The organism is Streptomyces sp. CNH287 (assembly GCF_000424825.1).
Window position 1 is genome coordinate 45,377 of record NZ_KE384251.1, and the last position, 21,265, is coordinate 66,641.

The following is a 21,265-nucleotide window of genomic DNA, read 5'->3' on the forward strand; positions in this document are numbered from 1 at the left end:
GCTAGCCTTCAGTTCCCAGGCCCCGGTATTCCAATGGTTAGAGAAGCGGTGCTCAAACCACCGACAGTGTGGGTTCGAATCCCACTCGGGGCACTCTCCCTTTGGTTTCGAGATCGCAGCCACATTGCTCGACTTCACCCGATCGAGGGAAGCTGCCTTCACCCTCCCCTGCCATGTCTGCTATAGCGAGCAAGATCAGGGGATGCACAGCATCGCGATCCGCACCCAGGCCGTGTCCCTGACTCGTGCGGGGATGTCCAACGCAGAGGTTTCGAGGAAGCTCAACATACCCGCAGGAACGATCAGTTACTGGCGGCATACGGACCGGGCTCGTCGTCACGGCCCTCTCCCCCCTCGACGAACCCCGCACTGCCCTCGGTGTGACGGCAGCAGCGCACTCGATGAAGCCATGTACGCGTACCTCCTCGGCCTGTACCTCGGGGATGGGCACATCTCCCAGCATTCTGCACAGCACGTCCCAAGTCTCATGATCACCTGTGCAGAGTCCTGGCCAGGGCTGATGGATGAGTGTGAGGTTGCCATGCAGGCGGTGTTCCCGTGGAATTCCGTCTGCCGCGTGCGCAGGGCCGGCTGCCGCAACGTGAAGATGTACTCCCGGCATCTGTGGTGCATGTTCCCTCAGCACGGCAAGGGCAGGAAGCATGAACGGACCATCGAGCTGTTGCCGTGGCAACAGCAGATCGTGGACAGGAACCCTTGGGCGCTCATCCGAGGCTTGATCCATTCCGACGGTTGTCGCGTCACCAACTGGACGACGAGGACGGTAGCCGGGGAGCGAAAGCGCTACGAATATCCTCGCTACCTCTTCACCAACAAATCCGCGGACATCCTACACATCTGCGCCGACACCCTCGACAAGGTCGGCGTTGCCTGGAGAATCACTCATCGCGGCAGCGACCCGTTCCACATCTCCGTTGCCCGTCGTGCGTCGGTCGCGCTGATGGACGCACACGTCGGGCCGAAGTACTGACATCTCCCGCTCGGAGACCCCCTACGCCGCGGGCGGAGCGTACGGCAGCATGGAGCGCATGTCCGTACTGACGCGCGACGAAGCGCAGACCCGAGCCAGCCTCCTCACCGTCCAGCGGTATGAGATCGCCCTGGACGTGACCCGGGGCGACGACGTCTTCGGCTCCACGACCGTGATCCGCTTCACCGCGGGGGAGGCGGGTGCGGACACCTTCGTCCAGTTGCGCCCGCACACGCTGCACCGGGCCACGCTCGACGGGACGGAGCTGGCGGTCTCCACCCTCGCGGGTGGGCGCCTGCCGCTGACCGGCCTGGCGGCGGGCGAGCACGAACTGCGCGTCGAGGCGGACATGCCCTACTCCCGTGTGGGCGAGGGCATGCACCGCTTCACCGACCCGGCCGACGGGCTCACCTACCTCTACACGCAGTGCTGCATGGACGACGCGCCGCTCGTCTTCGCCTGCTTCGACCAGCCCGACCTCAAGGCCGTGCTCCAGGTCTCGGTCACCGCCCCGCCGGAGTGGACGGTGCTGGGCAACGGCGTGGCCCGGCGTACCGCCGAGGGCCACTGGGAGTGCGCGCCCACGCCGCCGATCAGCACCTACCTGATGGCGGTCGCCGCCGGCCCGTACCACTCGGTGCGCACCGAGCACGCCGGGCTGCCCTTCGGCCTGCACGTGCGCCGCTCCCTGGGCGCGTACCTGGACGCGGACGCCGACGAGCTGTTCGACCTCACCCGCAGGCTCTTCGACCGCTACCACGAGATCTTCGACGAGCCCTACCCGTTCGACTCCTACGACCAGGCGTTCGTGCCGGAGTTCAACTCCGGCGCGATGGAGAATCCGGGACTGGTCACCTTCCGGGACGAGTTCATCCACCGCTCCGCGGTCACCGAGACCGACCGGCAGACGCGCGGCATGGTGATCGCCCACGAGATGGCGCACATGTGGTTCGGCGACCTGGTCACCCTGCGCTGGTGGGACGACATCTGGCTGAACGAGTCGTTCGCCGAGTACATGGGCTTCCAGACCCTCGCCGACGCCACCCGCTTCACCGGCGTCTGGACGGACTTCACCGTCGCGCGCAAGGGCTGGGGGTACGACGCCGACCAGCGCGGCTCCACCCACCCGGTGGCCCCCGACCCCGACGCCGTACCGGACACCGCCGCCGCCCGGCTCAACTTCGACGGGATCTCCTACGCCAAGGGCGCCAGCGCACTGCGCCAACTGGTGGCCTGGCTGGGCGAGAAGACGTTCCTGGCGGGCATCAACGACCACTTCGCCCGGCACCGCTTCGGCAACGCCACCCTGCACGACTTCCTCGACTCCCTCGCCCGCGCCTCGACCGACCGCGACGTGCACGCCTGGGCGGCCCGCTGGCTGCGCACCACCGGCGTCGACACGCTCACCCCCCAGGTGACCGAGTCCGCCGCCCCGGACGGCGCGGGCCGCTCCGGGCGGCAGTGGTCGCTGGAGATCGGCCATGCGGGCGGGCGTCCGCACCGGCTGGCGGTCGGCCTCTACGACCGGGCACCCGCCGACCCCGGCCGCCTCGTGCTGCGGGAGCGGCTGGAGCGGGACCTGCCCGAGGACGGCCCGGGAGCGGCGCTGACCGCGGACGGGCCGCGCCCCGACCTGGTGCTGCTCAACGACAGCGACTTCACCTACGCCAAGATCCGCCTGGACGCGGAGTCCTGGCAGACCGTCCGGGACTGCCTCTCCGGGCTGCCCGATCCGCTCTCCCGCGGGCTGGTGTGGAACGCGGCGCGCGACCTGGTGCGGGACGGTGCGCTGGCCCCTGCCGAGTACCTGGCCGCCGTGCGGGACCACCTTCCGGCGGAGACGGACGACGCGGTGGTCCAGGGCGTGCTGTCCTTCGCCCGTACGCAGGTCGCCGACCGCTTCCTGACCGGCAGCGCGCGCACCCGGGGCCTGGACGCGCTCGCGGACACCTGCCGCGCGCTGCTGGCGCGTACGGCCGACGGCTCGGCGCCAGGCATCCGGCTGACCGCGGTGCGGGTGTTCGCCGACACCGTGACCGCGCCGGACGAACTGCTGGCCTGGCGCGCGGCGGGTACGGTACCCGGCGGCCCGGCGCTGGACCCGGAGCTGTCCTGGCGGCTGCTGCGGCGGCTGTCGGTGCTGGGCGCGGTGGGCGAGCCGGAGATCGCGGAGGCGCTGGCGGGCGACCCGAGCGCGACCGGGCAGGAGGGCGCGGCCCGCTGCCGGGCGGCACTGCCGGACGCAGCGGCGAAGGCGGCGGCCTGGGAGGCGCTGTTCGGCCCGGCGGACGCGCTGTCCAACTACCTCTTCAAGGCCACGGCACAGGGGTTCTGGCAGCCCGAGCAAGCGGAGCTGGTGACGGAGTACGCCGCCCGCTACTACGACGCGGCGGTCGAACTGGCCGCCCGGCGCGGGGACTCCATCGCGGCGTCGGCGGGGCACTGGGCGTTCCCGTTCTTCGTCGCCGACGAGGACGCGGTGCGACGCGGGGAGGAGTGCCTGGCCTCGGACGCGCCCACGCCCGCGCTGCGCCGGCAACTGGCGGACCAGCTCGACGATCTGCGGCGGGTACGGGCGGTGCGCGGCGCGGGCGGCTGAGGCGCGGGCGGCCGGGGCGGGAGGCAGCCGGGGCGGGGGCGGTCCGGGCTGAGGCAAGGGGCGCGCCCAGGCAGAGCGCGCCCTCCGCTCCGTGCGCCGCTACCACCTTCGGGCGAAAGAACCGCGACATCGGTGGTGGCGGCGCGTGGCGTGCGTAGCGTGGGCGTGCCCGAGCTGCGCACGGCCTCCGGCGACGTGCGGTGTGCCGCGCTGCCCTCCGTCCCCGACAGGGAAGGTCCAGCCGCCATGCCCACACCCCCCGTCGACCCGTCCGGGGGCGCCGCCGCGGACTCCGGCTCGGGATCGGCCCCCGCCGAAGCGCCCCCCGCCGAGGCGCCGCGGGCGAGGCCGCTCGACCTCGCCGGGATCGGCATCGGCCCGGCCAACCTGTCGCTGGCCGCGCTCTCGCACGGGATCGCCGGGCTGCGTACGGTCTTCTTCGAGCAGCGGCCCGACTTCTCCTGGCATCCGGGCCTGCTCATCGAGGGGGCCACGCTCCAGGTGCCCTTCCTGGCCGATCTCGTCTCGATGGCCGACCCGGCCAGTCCGTGGTCGTTCCTGTGCTATCTCCGGGCGCAGGAGCGGCTGTTCCCCTTCTACTTCGCGGAGCGCTTCCACGTCACGCGGGCGGAGTACGAGGCGTACTGCCGCTGGGTGTGCGCGGAGCTGACGGCCCGGCAGGCGCGGCCCGGCGCGGGGCCCGGCGGGGTGGGGCTCTACTTCGGCCACCGCGTCGAGGCGGTGCGCTGGCACGCCGAGCGGTCCGTCTTCGAGCTGGACTTCACCCGGCTGCACGCCGGTTCGGGCGCCCCGCAGGCTCGCGGGCGCGCCTACGCGCGCAACCTCTGCCTGGGCGTGGGCACGGCGCCGTACGTGCCCGAGCCGCTGCGCCCGCTGCTGGAGGCGCCGGGTGTGCCGGTGCTGCACTCGGCCGACTACCTGGCGCACCGGGAGCGGCTGTCGGCCGCGGGCCACGTGACGGTGGTCGGTTCGGGCCAGTCGGGCGCCGAGGTCTTCCTGGACCTGCTGCGGCGGCGCCCGGCCGGGCTGGAGGGGCTGCACTGGATCACCCGCAGCCCGGCGTTCGCGCCGATGGAGTACAGCAAGCTGGGGCTGGAGCACTTCACCCCCGACTACACCCGCTACTTCCACGCCCTGCCCGAGCAGGTGCGCGACGGCCTGCTCGCCCGACAGGGCCAGCTGCACAAGGCGGTGGACCACGGCACGCTGGGCGCGATCCACGACGAGCTGTACCAGCGCACGCTGCGCGGCGGCTGGCCGGACGCGGTGCTGACCCCGGGAGTGGGCGTACGCACGGCGGGGCGGATCGGCCGGGCGCAGGTGGAGCTGCATCTCGAACACGCGGAACAGGGCGAGCGCTCACGGCTGGTGACGGACGCGGTGGTGCTCGCGACGGGGTACCGGGAGCGCTCCTGCGAGGCCCTGCTGCCGGAGCTGTGGCCGCTCGTGCGGCGCGACGCGGCGGGGCGGCCCCGGATCGACCAGGAGTTCCGGCTGGTTCTGGACCCGGCGGTGCGCGGCGCGGTACACGTGCAGAACGCGGAGCGGCACACGCACGGCGTCGGGGCGCCGGACCTGGGGCTGACGGCGTACCGCGGTGCGCGGATTCTGCACGCCGTCACGGGCGGTGAGCACTTTCCGCTGCCCCGGCGCAGCGCGTTCACCACTTTCGGGCTGCGGGCGGACGGGGGCGCGTGACGGGCGTACCGTACCGGTGACGAGAGCCGCCGGCCGCCGCGACCGCAGAGGGTGCCCGCCATGACCGCCCAGCCCAGCCCGCCGCACGCAACCTTCGACGCCCCACGGGTCGCCGTGCGCGGCGAGGCCCGTCTGGAGGTCGAGCCGGAGACGGCCCGGATCGGCGTCACCACGGCGGCGCGCGGCACCGACCGGCGGGGCGCGCTGGCGGTTCTGACCCGGCGCAACGCCCAGGTGCTGGAGCTGCTCAAGGGGTGTGGCGAGGCGGTGGAGAAGGTCGAGACGGGCTCCTTCACGGTTACCCCGGAGCTGGCGGGCGGCGGGCGGCGCGAGCGGGTGCGCACGTACCACGGCCAGGTGCGGGTGACGGCGACCGTCGCCGACTTCACGGTGCTCGGCGAACTCACCACACGGCTGGCGGAGCTGGAGCTGACCCGGGTGGACGGACCGTGGTGGGGGCTGCGTCCCGACTCGCCGGTCCACCGGCGGGTGCGGCAGCAGGCGGTGCGGGAGGCGGTGACGCGGGCGCGGGAGTACGCGGGCGCGCTGGGTGCGGAGTTGGTGGCGCTGCTGGAGCTGGCGGACGAGGGCGCGGAGGGGCCGGGGGCGGAGCTGGCGGCCGTCGCGCCGGGAGGTCTGGTCCGTGCGGCGGGGTACGGGGGCGGGGCGCAGGAGGCTGAGCCGCTCGACCTGGAGCCTGCGGCGCAGCAGGTGTACGCCCGCGTGAACGCGCGCTTCACGATGAGCCCGCCGGTGCTCTGAGCGCCCTCGCCGCGCCGTGGCGGGCGCTCATCGGAGCGGGTGCCCGCCCAGTTTATTAGTTGTCAATGGCCTTTCATCAGAAGGACGTTGGTCAGTTACCTTTCCACAGCTCTCTACTGACTGGTAAGTCCTAAACTCGAAACATGCGCCGAGCGAAGATCGTCAGCACCCTGGGTCCCGCCACCGACTCGTACGAGCAGATCAAAGCGCTTGTCGAGGCGGGAATGGATGTGGCCAGGTTCAATTTCAGCCATGGCACGCACATCGAGCACGAGGCGCGGTACGAGCGGGTGCGCCGGGCGTCCGAGGAGACCGGCCGCAGCGTGGGTGTCATGGCGGACCTTCAAGGTCCGAAGATTCGTCTCGGGCGTTTCCGTGAGGGCCCGGTACTCCTTGAACGCGGTGACGAGTTCAGCATCACCGTCGAGGAAGGGGAGGGCGACCGCACCTGCTGCGGCACCACGTACGCCGGTCTGGCCGCGGACGTCACCGCAGGTGAGCTGATTCTGGTGGACGACGGCCGGGTGACCCTCCAGGTGACGGCGGTCGAGGGGCCGCTGGTGCGTACCACGGTGGTCGAGGGCGGCATGGTCTCGGACCACAAGGGCCTCAACCTTCCCGGTGTCGCGGTCTCGGTGCCCGCACTGAGCGGGAAGGACGTCGAGGACCTGCGCTGGGCGCTGCGCATGGGTGCCGATCTGATCGCCCTCTCGTTCGTGCGCAGCGGCGACGACATCCGGGAGGTGCACCGGGTGATGGCGGACGAGGGGCGGCGCGTCCCGGTCATCGCCAAGATCGAGAAGCCGCAGGCGGTGGCGAACCTCGAGTCGATCGTGGACGCGTTCGACGGTCTGATGGTCGCGCGCGGCGATCTCGGCGTGGAGATGCCGCTGGAGGCCGTGCCGATGGTCCAGAAGCGGGCGGTCAAGCTGGCCAAGCGGATGGCCAAGCCGGTGATCGTGGCGACGCAGATGCTGGAGTCGATGATCGACGCCTCCCGCCCGACCCGCGCGGAGGCCTCGGACGTGGCGAACGCCGTGATGGACGGCACGGACGCGGTGATGCTCTCGGGCGAGACCAGCGTGGGCCACTACCCGGTGGAGACGGTCCGCACCATGAGCCGCATCGTGGCCGCCGCCGAGGAGGACATGCTCGCCAAGGGGCTGCCGCCGCTGACCGAGCGGAGCAAGCCACGGACCCAGGGCGGCGCGGTGGCGCGGGCGGCGGCCGAGATGGGCGACTTCCTCGGCGCCCGCTTCCTGGTCGCCTTCACCCAGTCCGGGGACACCGTGCGGCGCCTGGCGCGCTACCGCTCGCCGATCCCGGTGCTCGCCTTCACGCCCGACGAGGCGACGCGTTCGCAGCTCAATCTGACCTGGGGCGTCGAGACGTTCCTGGGTCCGACGGTGCAGACCACGGACGAGATGATCGCCCAGGTCGACGAGCAGCTGCTGAAGATCGGGCGCTGCGAGAAGGGCGACATCGTGGTGATCACGGCCGGGTCGCCGCCGGGTGTGCCCGGGACGACCAACCTGGTGCACGTGCACCACATCGGCGAGGACGACACCCGCGGCTGACCCGCCGCTCCGGTCAGGAGCGGGCGATCGTCTCGTGGTGCCGGATGACCTCGGCGATGACGAAGTTCAACAGCTTCTCCGCGAACGCCGGGTCCAGCTTGGCGTTCCCGGCCAGCTCCCGCAGCCGCTTGATCTGACGCGCCTCGCGGGACGGGTCGGCGGTGGGCAGGCGGTGGTCCGCCTTGAGTCTGCCGACCCGCTGGGTGCACTTGAAGCGTTCGGCGAGCATGTGCACCACAGCCGCGTCGATGTTGTCGATGCTGTCGCGCAGTTCTTCCAGCTGTGCCTGTACGGACTCGTCGGTACCGTCGATCTCATTCATCGGGATTCTTTCGTGGATACCCCTGGCTTCAGCCGGGGGAGGAAGCGAAGCGCCTGCGAAGGAAGCCAGCGGGCGGGTTTGAAGGTCACCTTTATGCGCTAGTTTACGAGCATGGCCGGGAATCAGGTGAAGTGGGCGTTCAAGTACCGCTTCTATCCGACCGGTGCGCAGGCGGCCGGGCGCTGGTTCGCGTCCATCCTGTGCGAGGACCGGCCCGCCTTGCCCGCGCCGGTGAGCGCGGCTGTGGGTATCGACGCCGGGATCACCAGCTTGGTGACGCTCTCCACCGGGGAGAAGGTCACCAACCCGAAGTTCGAGCGCAAGGACCGCGTCCGGCCCGCCAGGGCCCAGCGGAATCTCTCCCGCAAGGCCAAGGGTGAGGGAACCAACCGGAACAAGGCCCGCTGGAAGGTCGCAAAGGTCCATGCCCGCATCGCCGACCGCCGCCGGGACCACCTGCACAAGCTGACCACCCGGCTCGTGTGTGAGAACCAAACGCTCGTGATCGAGGACCTGGCCGTGCACAACATGGTCAAGAACCACTCCCTCGCCCCCGCCATCTCGGACGCGAGCTGGAGCACGTTTCGCTCGATGCTGGAGTACAAGGCAAGCTGGTACGGGCGGGAGGTGGTCGCCGTCGACCGGTGGTTCCCCTCGTCCAAACTGTGCTCCGTCTGCGGCGCCCTGCGCAGCAAGATGCCGCTCCGCGTCCATACCTGGAGGTGCAGCAGTTGCGGCACGGCCCACGACCGTGACGTGAACGCGGCGACGAATCTCAAGGCCGCCGGGCTGGCGGTGTCTGTCTGTGGAGCTGGCGTAAGACCTCAACGGAGTACTCCGGGCGGGCAGTCGGCAACGAAGCAGAAAACCCCACGGCGCGAGCCGTAGGAACCTCCTCCCCCCAGGGAGGAGAGGATGTCAAGGTCGGCAAAGCCTATGCCGCGCACGGGGGCGGTTTCACGGGCAGGCCGCATCGTGGACGCCTCCTTGTCGGGTACGTCCCCCGCGGTGCGGACGTACCGCACCGCGGGGGACACGGGAAACAGGGGATCGGGACGGCGGCCGGGCCGCTATCTGAGGCCGCTGTTCAAGGCGGTCATCAGGGAGCCGTTCGGCGTGTCGCCGGACATCTCCCAGACCATCCCGCCGAGCAGGCCCTTGGACTTGATGTACGCCGTCTTCTTCCCGATGGACCAGGCGTCGTCGAAGGACCACCACTGGCCGCCTGGACCGGTGTAGCCGTAGGTGGACACGGACTCGGCGTCGTGGTGGACGGTCATGTTGGGCACGCTGGTGAGCATGTTCTGGTAGCCCCGGATTCCGGCCTCCTCCTGGAACTGGCCGGGCGCGGCCCCGTTGGCGCTCTGGTACTCACCGCGGACCCCGCCGTCCGCCACCTGTTGCCAGCCCCGGCCGTAGAAGGCGAAGCCGAAGGTGAGCTTGCGTGGCGAGATTCCCTGGTCGAGGTAGGTCTGCACGGCACCGTCGACGCTGAAGTCGGTGGCGTACGGCGACTGCGGGTCCGGGTAGAGGTTGGCCTGGTGGCCCGAGCGGTTGGGCTCCCAGGAGTTGTCGCTGCCGGAGCCGTGGAAGTCGTAGCCCTGGATGTTGGCGTAGTCCAGGTCCTTGAAGATCTTGGGCAGGTCCCAGCCCGCGTCGATCTTCTTCGGGTCGGCCGGGGTGAAGGCGGTGAGCAGCTTGTGCTCGCCGCCCAGCGCGTCGAGCTGGTCGCGGAACTCGGCGATCAGCGCGGTGTTGTTGGCCTTGTCCTGGGCGCTCCAGTGGTTGCCGGGGTGGCCGTCGGGCGAGCCGGGCCACTCCCAGTCGAGGTCGATCCCGTCGAAGATCCCGGCGGCGACGCCCTCGCCTCCCGCGGCGAGGTACTCGGGCAGGTTGCCCTTGATGTACATGTCGATGCAGGACTTCACGAACTTCTTCCGGGAGGCGTCCGTGGCGGCGGCGTCCGAGAAGTACTTGGAGTAGGTCCAGCCGCCGAGGGAGATGAGGACCTTCAGGTGCGGGTGCTTGGCCTTGAGCTTCTTGAGCTGGTTGAAGTTGCCGCGCAGCTTGCCCCAGCCGTCGTCGGCCACGCCGTCCACGGACTGCGCGGCGGAGAAGGCGCGGCCGTAGTCGGCCTCGGCGTCGCCCGCCCCGTCGCCCTGGTTGGGGTCCTGGGGGTTGGTGGTGGTGCCCTTGGTGACGCCGTTGAGGCAGGTGAGGTTCTTCGGGTCGATGTTGCCGAACGCGTAGTTGATCACGTCCAGCTTGGCGGCGGCCCCGGAGGTGTCGAGGTTCTTGACGAAGTACTGGCGGCCGTAGATGCCCCACTGCACGAAGTAGCCGACCTTGGCGTAGCCGCCGTTGCCCACGGCCTCGTCGGTGGTGACGGTGAGGGTGTTGCTCGCCGGGGAGGAGTTGTCGGCCGCGTCGCGGGCTTTGACGGTGAACTGGTAGCCGGTGGCGGGCGCCAGGCCGGTCAAGGTGGTGGTGAGGGTGTCGGCGGGCACGCTGGCCGCCAGCGTGGCGCCCTGGTAGACGTCGTACGCGGCGACGCGCTTGTTGTCGGTGGCGGCGTTCCAGTTCAGCACCACGGTGCTGGAGGTGACCTCACCGGCCCGCAGTCCGCCAGGTGCCGTCGGCGGGTCCGGATCGGTCGCCGGGTCGACGGTCGTCGCCGCGACCGGGGCACTGGCGGGCCCCAGGTTGCCGCGCGTGTCCTTGGCCCGGACGGTGAACTCATACCTGGTGGCCGGTGTCAGGTCGCGGACGGTGGCCTCGGCCTTGGCGCTGACGCCGACGACCGTGCTGCCGCGCAGCACCTCGTAGGAGGCCACCGGGAAGTCGCCCTTGACCGCGGCCGTCCACTTCAGGCTCACCGTGCGGGCGGTGGTGTCGGCCACCGTGACGCCGCCGGGCGCCTCGGGCGGTACGGCGGCGCTGCCGTCGCACTTGTCGCCGTTGATCAGGCAGCCCGCAGCCGTGATGGGGCTGGACGCCTGGAAGGTGTAGCTGTACGGCTCGGTGGAACCGTTGGCGGGGACGCGGGCGTTGTAGTAGGCGGGCGTCACGGTGACGTGCGAGCCGTTGACCTGGGCGGTCCCGTGGGTGTGGCCGCTGAGGGTGACTCCGGCGGGCAGGTCGAACTCCAGCGACCAGTTGTTCACGGCGGTGGCCGCGCTGTTGCGGACGACGAACTTGCCCGTCCAGGACGAGCCGCTGCCGCTGCTGCTGAACGTCGCGGTGAGCCCGGTCTCGGCGTGTGCCGGGCCGGCCAGCCCGGTCAGTCCGGCGAGCGCCAGCGCGAGCACCGTGAGGACGGCGGTCAGCCTGCTGCGCGTGCTCCGCCAGAAGCGGTGCGGTGTGCCGGCGGATCTGCCGGCGGGGCTGCGTGGGGATCTGCGGAGGGATCTGCGTGGGGACACGGCTCTCCTTGAGGGGGTGTAAGGCGAGGCGGTCGTCCGCGTCCGCGTGCCCGCCGATCGCCGAAGCGGGGCGGCGGAGGCGTGAACGTGTCCTGCCGCTCGGGACGTCGGACGCGCTGCGCTGCGGTACAGACCTCTAAAACAGCCGCTCTTTGCGTACATGTCAACACGTGGGGCGAGGATTGGCCCAGACCAATTCGCAGGGCCGGGAGCACTCGTGCCCGCTCGTGACACCAGGGGTGGACTGGACCAACTCCCGGGAATTTACCGTTCCTTGGCCTGCGGTGCCTGCCCCGTGCCGGACGCTGCGTACGCCCCGCCGCACGCAGCGGCCCGGCCGGCACGTCCGTCTCAAAGCCGGGGACGTCGATCGCCGCCTCGGAGCAGCGGCGGAATTATTCACGGCCCGCTGCCGTACGGGCACCCACGGTGACCGCGAAGTCCAGACCTCCGGGACAGCCGCGGGCGGGTGCGACGATGGAGTGAGCCCTTCGGCGTCACCGGCCGGGCGGGCCCGGACCGGCGGAGGCGGGGTGGAGCGGATGGTCGCGCGGCACGGCGGCACGGCCGACCCGGTCGAGCGGGGCTTCCCGCACCTGGAGACCGTGCGCGCGGCGGTGACCGCCCTGTACAAGCGGCTGTCCTGCGACACGGTGCGCACCTTCGACCTCAGCGTCACTCCGGCCGAAGTCGCCCTCTCCGACGGCGAGGAGCTGTACGCCGGGGTGCAGCGGCTGGCCCGGGTGATGGTCTCGCACCTGCGGCTGCCCGACGCGCGCGTGATCGTCAGCTTCCGCGACATGCGGGACGCGGCCCACGTCGAGCTGGAGGCGGGCCCGGAGTACTTCGTCGAGCTGAACTCCCGCTTCAAGACCCACCGCCGGGACATCGGTGCCGCGCTCGCCCACGAGGTGATGCACGTCTACCTGCACCGCCTCGGCCTCGCCTTCCCCGGCACCCGTGACAACGAGATCCTCACCGACACGGCCGCCGCCTACCTCGGCTCCGGCTGGCTGCTGCTGGACGCCTTCCGGCAGGACTCCCTCACCTCGCAGAAGTTCGGCTACCTCACCCCGGAGGAGTTCGGGTACGTACTGGCCAAGCGGGCCGCGCTGTTCGACGAGGACCCGGCGATCTGGTTCACCAGCCCGCAGGCGTACGAGGCGTACACCGCCGGGCGCGCCCTGGCCCGGCGGGACGAGGCGCAGCCGCCGCTGGCCTCCTCCGGCTGGGCCGGACGGCGCCGGTACGCACGGGACCGGCGGCTGGCGCTGGCACCGGCCGGGCCCGGGACGGGCGCCCCTCCCCCGCCGTCGGACCGTGCCGGGTACGCCTTCGAGGGCCACGCCCCGGCGCGCGTCTCCTTCCCCTGCCCGACGTGCCACCAGCGCATCCGCGTCCCCGTGCGGGGCCGCGTACGGGCCCGCTGCGGCCTGTGCCACACGGTGCTGGACTGCGACACGTAGCGCCTGTCCGGCAAATCCTCCCGGGCCCGCGACGCCTGGTACGCGCACTCCCCCCTGGCTTCATCCGCTTTGCAGCTGCACGCACCTGCCTCCATCCCGCACCGCCCTCACGGGCGGCACTGGGCCGTACTGCCATGCCGGAAAGGAAGTCGACCGGCCCGGCGCGGCTGCGGGGCGCGCTCGCGCTGTCCGGGGGCCGAGCGGCAGTCGGAGCGCCCTGCTCCCGTACGGGGCGCAGCGTTCCTCTGCCGATCGGCAGAGCGCTCCGGGTCCGCCGATCGGCAGATGGTGCGGCCGGCTACCCCGGCCACAAGCTTGCCTCGTCACCACAGCGGCGGCACAGCGGGTTATCAGGAGGAGGTCGGCCATGGCCGGGGCAGTGAAGGAACGGGTGGCGCGCGGGGGCTCCCCGGAGCACGGCCGGGCGGGGCACCGCCGCTGGTGGGCGCGGTGGCCCGAGTGGTCGCCGTACGCGGCCCTCGTGTGGTCGGTGGTCTACGGGGCCGCCTCGGTCTACTGGGCGCTGGGCGGAGCCGCGTACCCGTTCGCCCGTACCCATGACGACCGGGCCTCGGCCTCGCTCCTCGAGCCCAGCCGGGCGGAGATCGTCGCACCGATCCTCGCGGTGTTCTGCGCGGCCACGGTCGTCGCCGGGGTCATGATGATCAGGAACCGGCAGGGGGGGCGGTCCCGCAAGGCGCTGCTCGTCTTCGGATGGGTGTCGGCCGGGCTGCTGGCCCTGGTGATTCCCGACTACACGCTGATCGCCGTGGTCGCCTTCTCCCCGGTCCTGGTGGTGTTCGCCTTCACCGGTATCCCCGGTCCGCAGGGCGGCATCGAGGACATCCTGTACTGGCACCGGGACCATCTGATCCTCGTGTTCGTCGGCGGCCTGCTGTGGGCCCTGGCCACGCTCGCCTACCAGCGGCGCAGCGCGCGGCAGTGCCTGAGCTGCGGACGCGGCGAAGCAGGCGCCGCAGCGTGGACCTCGCCCGGCCGGGCGCTTCGGTGGGGACGCCTGGCGGTGTACGTGGCGGTGCTCTCGACGCTCCCGTACGACATCACCCGCATCGCCTGGTACTTCGGCTATCCGCTGGGCATCACGGACGCGCTGTTGAAGGACATGCAGGACACCAGCGGCATGCTGGAGATCGGCCTCGCCCTCGGTGTCGTCTCGACGCTCGGCAGCCTGCTGGCGCACGGACTCATCAGCAAGTGGGGCGAGGTATGGCCGCGCTGGGTGTGGTTCAAGGCGGGCAAACCCGTCAACCCGAAGACCGCGATCATCCCGGCGACCGCGGTGGCACTGGCCCTGATCCCCGGCGGGGTGATGACCATCGGGCACATCGAGCGGGACGAGTGGGGAGCGAGCGGCCCGATGCTCTTCTGGATCACCTGGGGCGTGGCCCTCGGGGCGGCGACGTACTCCTACTACCTGCGGCGGCGCGGCGGCTGCGTCGACTGCGGCAGGGACTGAGCGCCCCTCAGCGGGCGGGGCCGTAGTCGCAGGCGTCGGCCCCGTTGTTCCCCAGCGAGTCCGAACTGCACACCGCCGCAGGTGACGGCACCGCGTACGGTCCCGTCCAGAAAGAGTTCGCGCGCCGCCGCCCAGGCTCATGCTGGTGACGGAGAGGCCGCTGTTGTTCTCGGCGGCCCCGGATCAGGGGGGGACTTGCCCTGGCGGATCATCGCCGCCAGATACTCGTCGCGGCGGACGATCAGGCTGAGAAGCTGTTGTCTTACCCCTGTCGGGGGCTGCCGTGCGGCGCGCGTTGCGGGTCATGGCGCGCTCGGGGTAGGTGCGATCACGATCCGGCCCGCGCCGTCCACCCCGCTCGCGACGGAAGGCTCATGCCCCTGAGCGTGGGCAGCCGGTGGGCGGGGGGCGGGGGGCCGCTGAGCCCGTGAAAAAGACGCGGCGCCCGCCTCCGGTCGGGGAGTGGCAGGCGCCGCGTCGGACCCGTACGTCCTCGTACGGGACACCGGGGGGCTCAGGCGGGCGTCACACGGTCAGCGCCCGGTCCGTCGGCCGCACGGGGGCGTGCAGCGTGCTGCTGCCCGCCAGGTACCGGTCCACGCCGCGGGCGGCGGAGCGGCCCTCGGCGATGGCCCAGACGATGAGCGACTGGCCGCGCCCGGCGTCGCCGGCCACGAAGACGCCCTCGACGGAGGTGGCGTACTCCGCGTCGCGGGCGACGTTCCCGCGCGCGTCCAGTTCGACGCCGAACTGCTCGACCAGCCCGTTGGCCTGGTCGGTGCCGGTGAAGCCCATGGCGAGGGTGACCAGCTGGGCGGGGATCTTCCGCTCGGTGCCCGGCCTGGGCTCCGGCCTGCCGCCGCTGAACTCGACCTCGACCATGTGCAGCCACTGCACGTTGCCCTCGTCGTCGCCCTCGAAGTGGGTGGTGGAGACGGAGTAGACCCGCTCGCCGCCCTCCTCGTGCGCGGAAGTGACCTTGTAGAGCATCGGGTAGGTCGGCCACGGCTGGCCCGGCGCGCGCTCCTCGCCCGGCCGGGGCATGATCTCCAGCTGGGTGACGGAGAGCGCGCCCTGCCGGTGCGCCGTACCCACGCAGTCGGCGCCGGTGTCGCCGCCGCCGATGACCACGACGTGCTTGCCCTCGGCGGAGATCGGGGAGACGGTCAGGTCGCCCTCCTGCACCTTGTTGGCCAGCGGCAGGTACTCCATCGCCTGGTGGATGCCGCCCAGTTCGCGGCCGGGCACCGGCAGGTCGCGGGAGGTGGTGGCCCCGGCGGCGATGACGACGGCGTCGTGGCGCTTGCGCAGCTTGGCGGCGTCCAGGTCGCGGCCGATCTCGACCTCGGTACGGAACTTGGTGCCCTCCGCCCGCATCTGCTCGATGCGCCGGTTGATGTGCCGCTTCTCCATCTTGAACTCGGGGATGCCGTACCGCAGCAGGCCGCCGAGCCGGTCGGCCCGCTCGTAGACGGCGACGGTGTGGCCGGCCCGGGTCAGCTGCTGGGCGGCGGCCAGCCCGGCCGGGCCGGAGCCGATGACGGCGACGGTCTTGCCGGAGAGGCGGTCGGGCGGCTGCGGGGTGACGTCCCCGGTCTCCCACGCCTTGTCGATGATGGTGACCTCGACGTTCTTGATGGTCACCGCGGGCTGGTTGATGCCGAGTACGCAGGCCGACTCGCACGGCGCCGGGCACAGCCGCCCGGTGAACTCCGGGAAGTTGTTCGTCGCGTGCAGCCGCTCGCTGGCGGCGGCCCAGTCCTCGCGGTAGGCGAAGTCGTTCCACTCGGGGATCAGGTTCCCCAGCGGACAGCCGTTGTGGCAGAAGGGGATGCCGCAGTCCATGCAGCGCCCGGCCTGCTTGCTGATGACGGGCAGCAGCGAGCCGGGGACGTAGACCTCGTTCCAGTCGCGGACGCGCTCCTGGACGGGGCGCGAGGCGGCGACCTCGCGGCCGGTGGTCAGAAAGCCCTTGGGGTCAGCCATTGAGCGCCGCCTCCATCATCTTCTCGTGGGTCTCGGACTCGGGGAGTCCGGCCCGCTCGGCGGCGTCCTTGGCGGCGAGCACGGCCTTGAAGGTGGGCGGCACGACCTTGCTGAAGCGGGTCGCTGCCGCATCCCAGTCGGCGAGGAGCGCGGCGGCCACGGTCGAGCCGGTCTCCTCCTGATGGCGGCGCACGACGTCGTGCAGCCACCGCTTGTCGTCGTCGTCGAGCACGTCGACCGCCGGGCGCAGGCCGATGTTGACGTGCCGGATGTCCAGGTCGATGACGTAGGCGGTGCCGCCGGACATGCCCGCGCCGAAGTTGCGGCCGGTGGTGCCCAGGACGACGGCCCGACCGCCGGTCATGTACTCGCAGCCGTGGTCGCCCACGCCCTCGGAGACCACCGTGGCACCGGAGTTGCGTACGCAGAAGCGCTCGCCCACCCGGCCGCGCAGCAACAGTTCGCCGCCGGTCGCGCCGTAGGCGAGGGTGTTGCCCGCGATGGTGGAGTACTCGGCGAGGTGGTCGGCGCCGCGGTCGGGCCGTACGACGATCCGGCCGCCGGAGAGGCCCTTGCCGACGTAGTCGTTGGCGTCCCCCTCCAGGCGCAGCGTGACGCCGCGCGGCAGGAAGGCGCCGAAGGACTGCCCGGCGGAGCCGGTGAAGGTGAGGTCGATCGTGTCGTCCGGCAGGCCCGCGCCGCCGAACTTCTTGGTCACCTCGTGCCCGAGCATGGTGCCCACGGTCCGGTTGATGTTGCGGATCGTGAGCGCGGCGCGGACCGGCTGGGCGGCTTCGGGCGAATCGGCGGCGAGGGCGTCGGCGGACAGCTTGATCAGCTGGTTGTCGAGCGCCTTGGCCAGCCCGTGGTCCTGCTCGACGGCCTGGTGGCGTACGGCGCCCTCGGGCAGCTGGGGCACGTGCAGCAGCGGCGCCAGGTCCAGGCCCTGCGACTTCCAGTGATCCACGGCGCGGCTGGTGTCCAGCAGTTCGGCGTGCCCGATGGCCTCGTCCAGGGTGCGGAAGCCCAGCTCGGCGAGCAGCTCCCGTACCTCCTCGGCGATGAACTCGAAGAAGTTGACCACGAACTCGGCCTTGCCGGAGAAGCGCTCGCGCAGCACCGGGTTCTGGGTGGCGATGCCGACCGGGCAGGTGTCCAGGTGGCAGACCCGCATCATGACGCAGCCGGAGACGACCAGCGGCGCGGTCGCGAAACCGAACTCCTCGGCGCCCAGCAGCGCGGCGATCAGCACGTCGCGGCCGGTCTTGAGCTGCCCGTCGGTCTGCACGACGATCCGGTCGCGCAGCCCGTTGAGCAGCAGCGTCTGCTGGGTCTCGGCGAGCCCCAGCTCCCACGGGCCGCCCGCGTGCTTGAGCGAGGTGAGCGGGGAGGCGCCGGTGCCGCCGTCGTGGCCGGAGATGAGCACGACGTCGGCGTGCGCCTTGGAGACGCCGGCGGCGACGGTGCCGACGCCGACCTCGGAGACCAGCTTGACGTGGATGCGGGCCCTCGGGTTGGCGTTCTTCAGGTCGTGGATCAGCTGGGCGAGATCCTCGATGGAGTAGATGTCGTGGTGCGGCGGAGGCGAGATGAGGCCCACGCCCGGCGTGGAGTGCCGGGTCTTCGCCACCCAGGGGTAGACCTTGTGGCCGGGCAGCTGGCCGCCCTCGCCGGGCTTGGCGCCCTGGGCCATCTTGATCTGGATGTCGTCGGAGTTGACCAGGTACTCGCTGGTGACGCCGAAGCGGCCGGAGGCGACCTGCTTGATGCTGGAGCGGCGCGCGGGGTCGTAGAGCCGCTCGGGGTCCTCGCCGCCCTCGCCGGTGTTGGACTTGCCGCCCAGCTGGTTCATGGCGATGGCCAGCGTCTCGTGCGCCTCCATGGAGATGGAGCCGTAGGACATCGCGCCGGTGGAGAAGCGCTTGACGATCTCGGAGACCGGCTCGACCTCCTCCAGCGGCACGGGGGTGCGGCCCCCGGGGCTCTCGCCGTCCTTGAAGCGGAACAGGCCGCGCAGCGTCATCAGCCGCTCTGACTGCTCGTCGACCCTGCTGGTGTACTGCTTGAAGACGTCGTAGCGGCGCTCACGCGTGGAGTGCTGGAGCCGGAAGACGGTGTCCGGGTCGAAGAGGTGCGGTTCGCCCTCGCGGCGCCACTGGTACTCGCCGCCGATCTCCAGGCCGCGGTGGGCCGGGGCGATGCCGCTGGCGGGGTACGCCTTGGCGTGCCGGGCGGCGACCTCCCTGGCGACGACGTCCAGGCCGGCGCCGCCGATCTTCGTCGCGGTGCCGTGGAAGTAGGTCTCCACGAAGCTCTCGTCCAGCCCGACGGCCTCGAAGACCTGGGCGCCGCGGTAGGAGGCGACGGTCGAGATGCCCATCTTGGACATCACCTTCAGCACGCCCTTGCCCAGCGCCTTGATGAGGTTGCCGATCGCCGCCTCGGGCTCCGCGTCCGGCAGGAACGTCCCCGCGCGCACCAGGTCCTCCACGGACTCCATGGCGAGGTAGGGGTTGACGGCGGCGGCGCCGTAGCCGATGAGCAGCGCGACGTGGTGCACCTCGCGCACGTCGCCCGCCTCGACCAGCAGGCCCACCCGGGTGCGCTGCTTGGTACGGATGAGGTGGTGGTGCACGGCCGAGGTCAGCAGCAGCGACGGGATCGGCGCGTGCTCGGCGTCCGAGTGGCGGTCCGAGAGCACGATCAGGTGGGCACCGGCGGCGAGGGCCGCGTCCGCCTCGGCGCAGATCTCCTTGATCCGCTCGGCCAGGCCCGCGCCGCCGTCGTGCACCCGGTAGAGGCCGGAGAGAGTGGTGGCCTTGAAGCCGGGCAGGTCGCCGTCGGCGTTGATGTGGATGAGCTTGGCCAGCTCGTCGTTGTCGATCACCGGGAAGGGCAGCGTGACGCTGCGGCAGGACGCCGCGTTCGGGTCCAGCAGGTTGCCCTGCGGGCCGAGCGAGGAGTGCAGCGAGGTGACCAGTTCCTCGCGGATGGCGTCCAGAGGCGGGTTGGTGACCTGGGCGAACAGCTGGGTGAAGTAGTCGAAGATCAGCCGGGGGCGGTCCGAGAGCGCGGCGATCGGCGAGTCGGTGCCCATCGAGCCGATCGGCTCGGCGCCTGCCTTGGCCATCGGAGCGAGCAGGACGCGCAGCTCCTCCTCGGTGTAGCCGAAGGTCTGCTGGCGCCGCGTGACCGAGGCGTGGGTGTGCACGATGTGCTCGCGCTCGGGAAGGTCGGCCAGCTCGATGAGCCCGGCCTCCAGCCACTCCCCGTAGGGCTGCTCGGCGGCGAGCCGCGCCTTGATCTCGTCGTCCTCGATGATGCGGTGCTCGGCGGTGTCCACCAGGAACATCCGGCCCGGCTGGAGACGGCCCTTGCGGACCACCTTGGCCGGGTCGATGTCCAGGACGCCGACCTCGGAGCCGAGGACGACCAGGCCGTCCTCGGTGACCCAGTAGCGGCCCGGGCGCAGCCCGTTGCGGTCGAGAACGGCGCCGACCTGGGTGCCGTCGGTGAAGGTGACGCAGGCGGGGCCGTCCCAGGGCTCCATCATCGTGGAGTGGTAGCGGTAGAAGGCGCGCCGGGCCGGGTCCATCGAGTCGGCGGACTCGGCGGACTCCCAGGCCTCGGGGACCATCATCAGCACCGAGTGCGGCAGCGAGCGGCCACCCAGGTGGAGCAGCTCCAGCACCTCGTCGAAAGAGGCGGAGTCGGAGGCGTCCGGAGTGCAGACGGGGAAGATCCGCTCCAGGTCCCGGTTTCCGTCGGCGAAGAGTTCGCTCGCCAGCTGGGATTCGCGGGCGCGCATCCAGTTGCGGTTGCCCTGGACGGTGTTGATCTCACCGTTGTGTGCCACGAAGCGGTACGGGTGGGCCAGCGGCCAGCTGGGGAAGGTGTTGGTGGAGAAGCGGGAGTGGACCAGCGCGACGGCGGAGGCGAACCGGCGGTCGGACAGGTCCGGGAAGAACGGCTCCAGCTGGCCGGTGGTGAGCATGCCCTTGTAGACGAGGGTGCGCGCGGAGAGCGAGGGGAAGTACGTCCCCGCCTCGCGTTCGGCGCGCTTGCGCAGCACGAAGGCGGGCCGGTCCAGTGCCAGGCCGGTGCGCGGGGCGGCGGCTGCGGTCTCCGCGTCCGCCGCGGCGGCGTCGGCCACGAACAACTGGCGGAAGGCGGGCATCGTGGCCCGGGCGCCGGCGCCGAGCAGCTGCGGGGCGACGGGTACCGTACGCCAGCCCAGCACCCGGAGGCCCTCCTCGGCGGCGATCTCCTCGATGCGGGCGACGGCCTCGGCGGACTCCGCTTCCTCGACCGGCAGGAAGGCGATGCCGACGGCGTACGCGCCCGCCTCGGGCAGGTCGAAGGAGACGCTCTCGCGCAGGAAGGCGTCCGGCACCTGGAGCAGGATGCCCGCACCGTCACCGGTGTCCGGGTCGGAACCCGTCGCGCCGCGGTGCTCCAGATTGCGCAGCACGGTCAGCGCCTGCTCCACCAGCTCATGGCTCGGCACGCCGGTGAGAGTGGCCACAAAGCCGACACCGCAGGCATCGTGCTCGTACCGGGGGTCGTACATCCCCTGCTTGGCAGGGTGGGCCGCCAGAGATGCTGCGCGCATCGGCTCTCCCGTCGTCGTCGGTGGCATGTTGCACTCACCGAGGGACGGCGTCGGCCCTCAGAATCGAATTTTCGTGCAGATTACATGATGGCGCATCTTCCCAGTACGCGGATAAGTCGTATCAACATGCGGACGTTGGGGACGACTGCCACATGCGGGAGCGGGCGCCGGGGGGGACACCGGGGAACACCGGGGAAACTCAGCCTTCCACGGCCTGGAACGGTCTGCCGACACGGGCTTCGTTGCGCGTGGGCTTCCCGGCTTCTGCCCACCGTGACGCGCGCGAAACCGATCGGTAACCAGTGGATCATCACCTGGCGGGACCGCCCCAG

General features: G+C 71.3%; 11 protein-coding genes, 1 tRNA gene and 1 pseudogene. 9 read left to right on the top strand and 4 right to left on the bottom strand.

All coding sequences use genetic code 11. The features are described 5' to 3' along the window. Positions 1-19: 19 nt before the first annotated feature. The 6 genes from H299_RS0123885 (at position 20) to pyk (ending at position 7,648) form a co-directional block, all read left to right on the top strand. Positions 20-93: transfer RNA gene (locus H299_RS0123885), tRNA-Leu, on the top strand. A gap of 109 nt (positions 94-202) precedes the next feature. Beyond that, on the top strand, positions 203-991 hold the full coding sequence (locus tag H299_RS0123890) for a hypothetical protein (protein WP_037760678.1): 789 nt from the start codon (positions 203-205) through the stop codon (positions 989-991). Positions 992-1,049: 58 nt separating this feature from the next. After that, entirely contained in the window at positions 1,050-3,590 is a 2,541-nt protein-coding gene (gene pepN, locus H299_RS0123895; protein WP_027750461.1) for an aminopeptidase N, read from the top strand. A gap of 246 nt (positions 3,591-3,836) precedes the next feature. Continuing rightward, positions 3,837-5,309, top strand: a complete 1,473-nt coding sequence (locus H299_RS35955; RefSeq protein WP_078512999.1) for a SidA/IucD/PvdA family monooxygenase — start codon at positions 3,837-3,839, stop codon at positions 5,307-5,309. 60 nt (positions 5,310-5,369) lie between these two features. Further along, the gene (locus H299_RS0123905; protein ID WP_027750462.1) at positions 5,370-6,071 is read left to right on the top strand and encodes an SIMPL domain-containing protein; all 702 of its coding nucleotides are present in this window, start codon (positions 5,370-5,372) and stop codon (positions 6,069-6,071) included. A gap of 143 nt (positions 6,072-6,214) precedes the next feature. Next, positions 6,215-7,648 (top strand): pyruvate kinase, encoded by a 1,434-nt coding sequence (gene pyk / locus H299_RS0123910; RefSeq protein WP_027750463.1) that lies wholly within the window; start codon positions 6,215-6,217, stop codon positions 7,646-7,648. 13 nt (positions 7,649-7,661) lie between these two features. On the opposite strand, the gene H299_RS0123915 is transcribed toward pyk, so the two are convergent. Then, a complete protein-coding gene (locus H299_RS0123915) occupies positions 7,662-7,970 on the bottom strand; it encodes a chorismate mutase (RefSeq protein WP_027750464.1) in 309 nt (102 codons plus the stop codon). Positions 7,971-8,141: 171 nt separating this feature from the next. On the opposite strand from H299_RS0123915, the pseudogene H299_RS38610 reads away from it, so the two are divergent. Further along, a pseudogene (locus H299_RS38610) lies at positions 8,142-8,858 on the top strand (RNA-guided endonuclease TnpB family protein); the annotation flags it as partial. Positions 8,859-9,040: 182 nt separating this feature from the next. Here the strand turns inward: H299_RS38610 and H299_RS0123925 are convergent. Beyond that, positions 9,041-11,296 (bottom strand): glycosyl hydrolase family 18 protein, encoded by a 2,256-nt coding sequence (locus tag H299_RS0123925; protein ID WP_027750465.1) that lies wholly within the window; start codon positions 11,294-11,296, stop codon positions 9,041-9,043. A 638-nt stretch (positions 11,297-11,934) separates the two neighbouring features. Here H299_RS0123925 and H299_RS0123930 point away from each other — a divergent pair. After that, the gene (locus H299_RS0123930) at positions 11,935-12,858 is read left to right on the top strand and encodes a hypothetical protein (RefSeq protein ID WP_027750466.1); all 924 of its coding nucleotides are present in this window, start codon (positions 11,935-11,937) and stop codon (positions 12,856-12,858) included. A gap of 367 nt (positions 12,859-13,225) precedes the next feature. Continuing rightward, positions 13,226-14,335 carry a hypothetical protein gene (locus H299_RS0123935; protein ID WP_027750467.1) on the top strand — a complete coding sequence of 370 codons (1,110 nt, stop codon included), beginning with the start codon at positions 13,226-13,228 and terminating at the stop codon, positions 14,333-14,335. A gap of 525 nt (positions 14,336-14,860) precedes the next feature. On the opposite strand, the gene H299_RS0123940 is transcribed toward H299_RS0123935, so the two are convergent. Next, positions 14,861-16,321 (bottom strand): glutamate synthase subunit beta, encoded by a 1,461-nt coding sequence (locus H299_RS0123940; RefSeq protein WP_027750468.1) that lies wholly within the window; start codon positions 16,319-16,321, stop codon positions 14,861-14,863. Then, a complete protein-coding gene (gene gltB, locus H299_RS0123945) occupies positions 16,314-20,933 on the bottom strand; it encodes a glutamate synthase large subunit (RefSeq protein ID WP_027750469.1) in 4,620 nt (1,539 codons plus the stop codon). Before gltB ends, H299_RS0123940 begins: the two co-directional genes overlap by 8 nt. Positions 20,934-21,265 lie beyond the last annotated feature (332 nt).

Bases quoted from the DNA above. Each gene is read 5' to 3' on its own strand.
- H299_RS35955 (WP_078512999.1), top strand. From the start codon at position 3,837: ATGCCCACACCCCCCGTCGACCCGTCCGGGGGCGCCGCCGCGGACTCC.
- gltB (WP_027750469.1), bottom strand. From the start codon at position 20,933: ATGCGCGCAGCATCTCTGGCGGCCCACCCTGCCAAGCAGGGGATGTAC.
- pepN (WP_027750461.1), top strand. From the start codon at position 1,050: ATGTCCGTACTGACGCGCGACGAAGCGCAGACCCGAGCCAGCCTCCTC.
- pyk (WP_027750463.1), top strand. From the start codon at position 6,215: ATGCGCCGAGCGAAGATCGTCAGCACCCTGGGTCCCGCCACCGACTCG.
- H299_RS0123930 (WP_027750466.1), top strand. From the start codon at position 11,935: ATGGTCGCGCGGCACGGCGGCACGGCCGACCCGGTCGAGCGGGGCTTC.
- H299_RS0123890 (WP_037760678.1), top strand. From the start codon at position 203: ATGCACAGCATCGCGATCCGCACCCAGGCCGTGTCCCTGACTCGTGCG.
- H299_RS0123935 (WP_027750467.1), top strand. From the start codon at position 13,226: ATGGCCGGGGCAGTGAAGGAACGGGTGGCGCGCGGGGGCTCCCCGGAG.
- H299_RS0123915 (WP_027750464.1), bottom strand. From the start codon at position 7,970: ATGAATGAGATCGACGGTACCGACGAGTCCGTACAGGCACAGCTGGAA.
- H299_RS0123940 (WP_027750468.1), bottom strand. From the start codon at position 16,321: ATGGCTGACCCCAAGGGCTTTCTGACCACCGGCCGCGAGGTCGCCGCC.
- H299_RS0123905 (WP_027750462.1), top strand. From the start codon at position 5,370: ATGACCGCCCAGCCCAGCCCGCCGCACGCAACCTTCGACGCCCCACGG.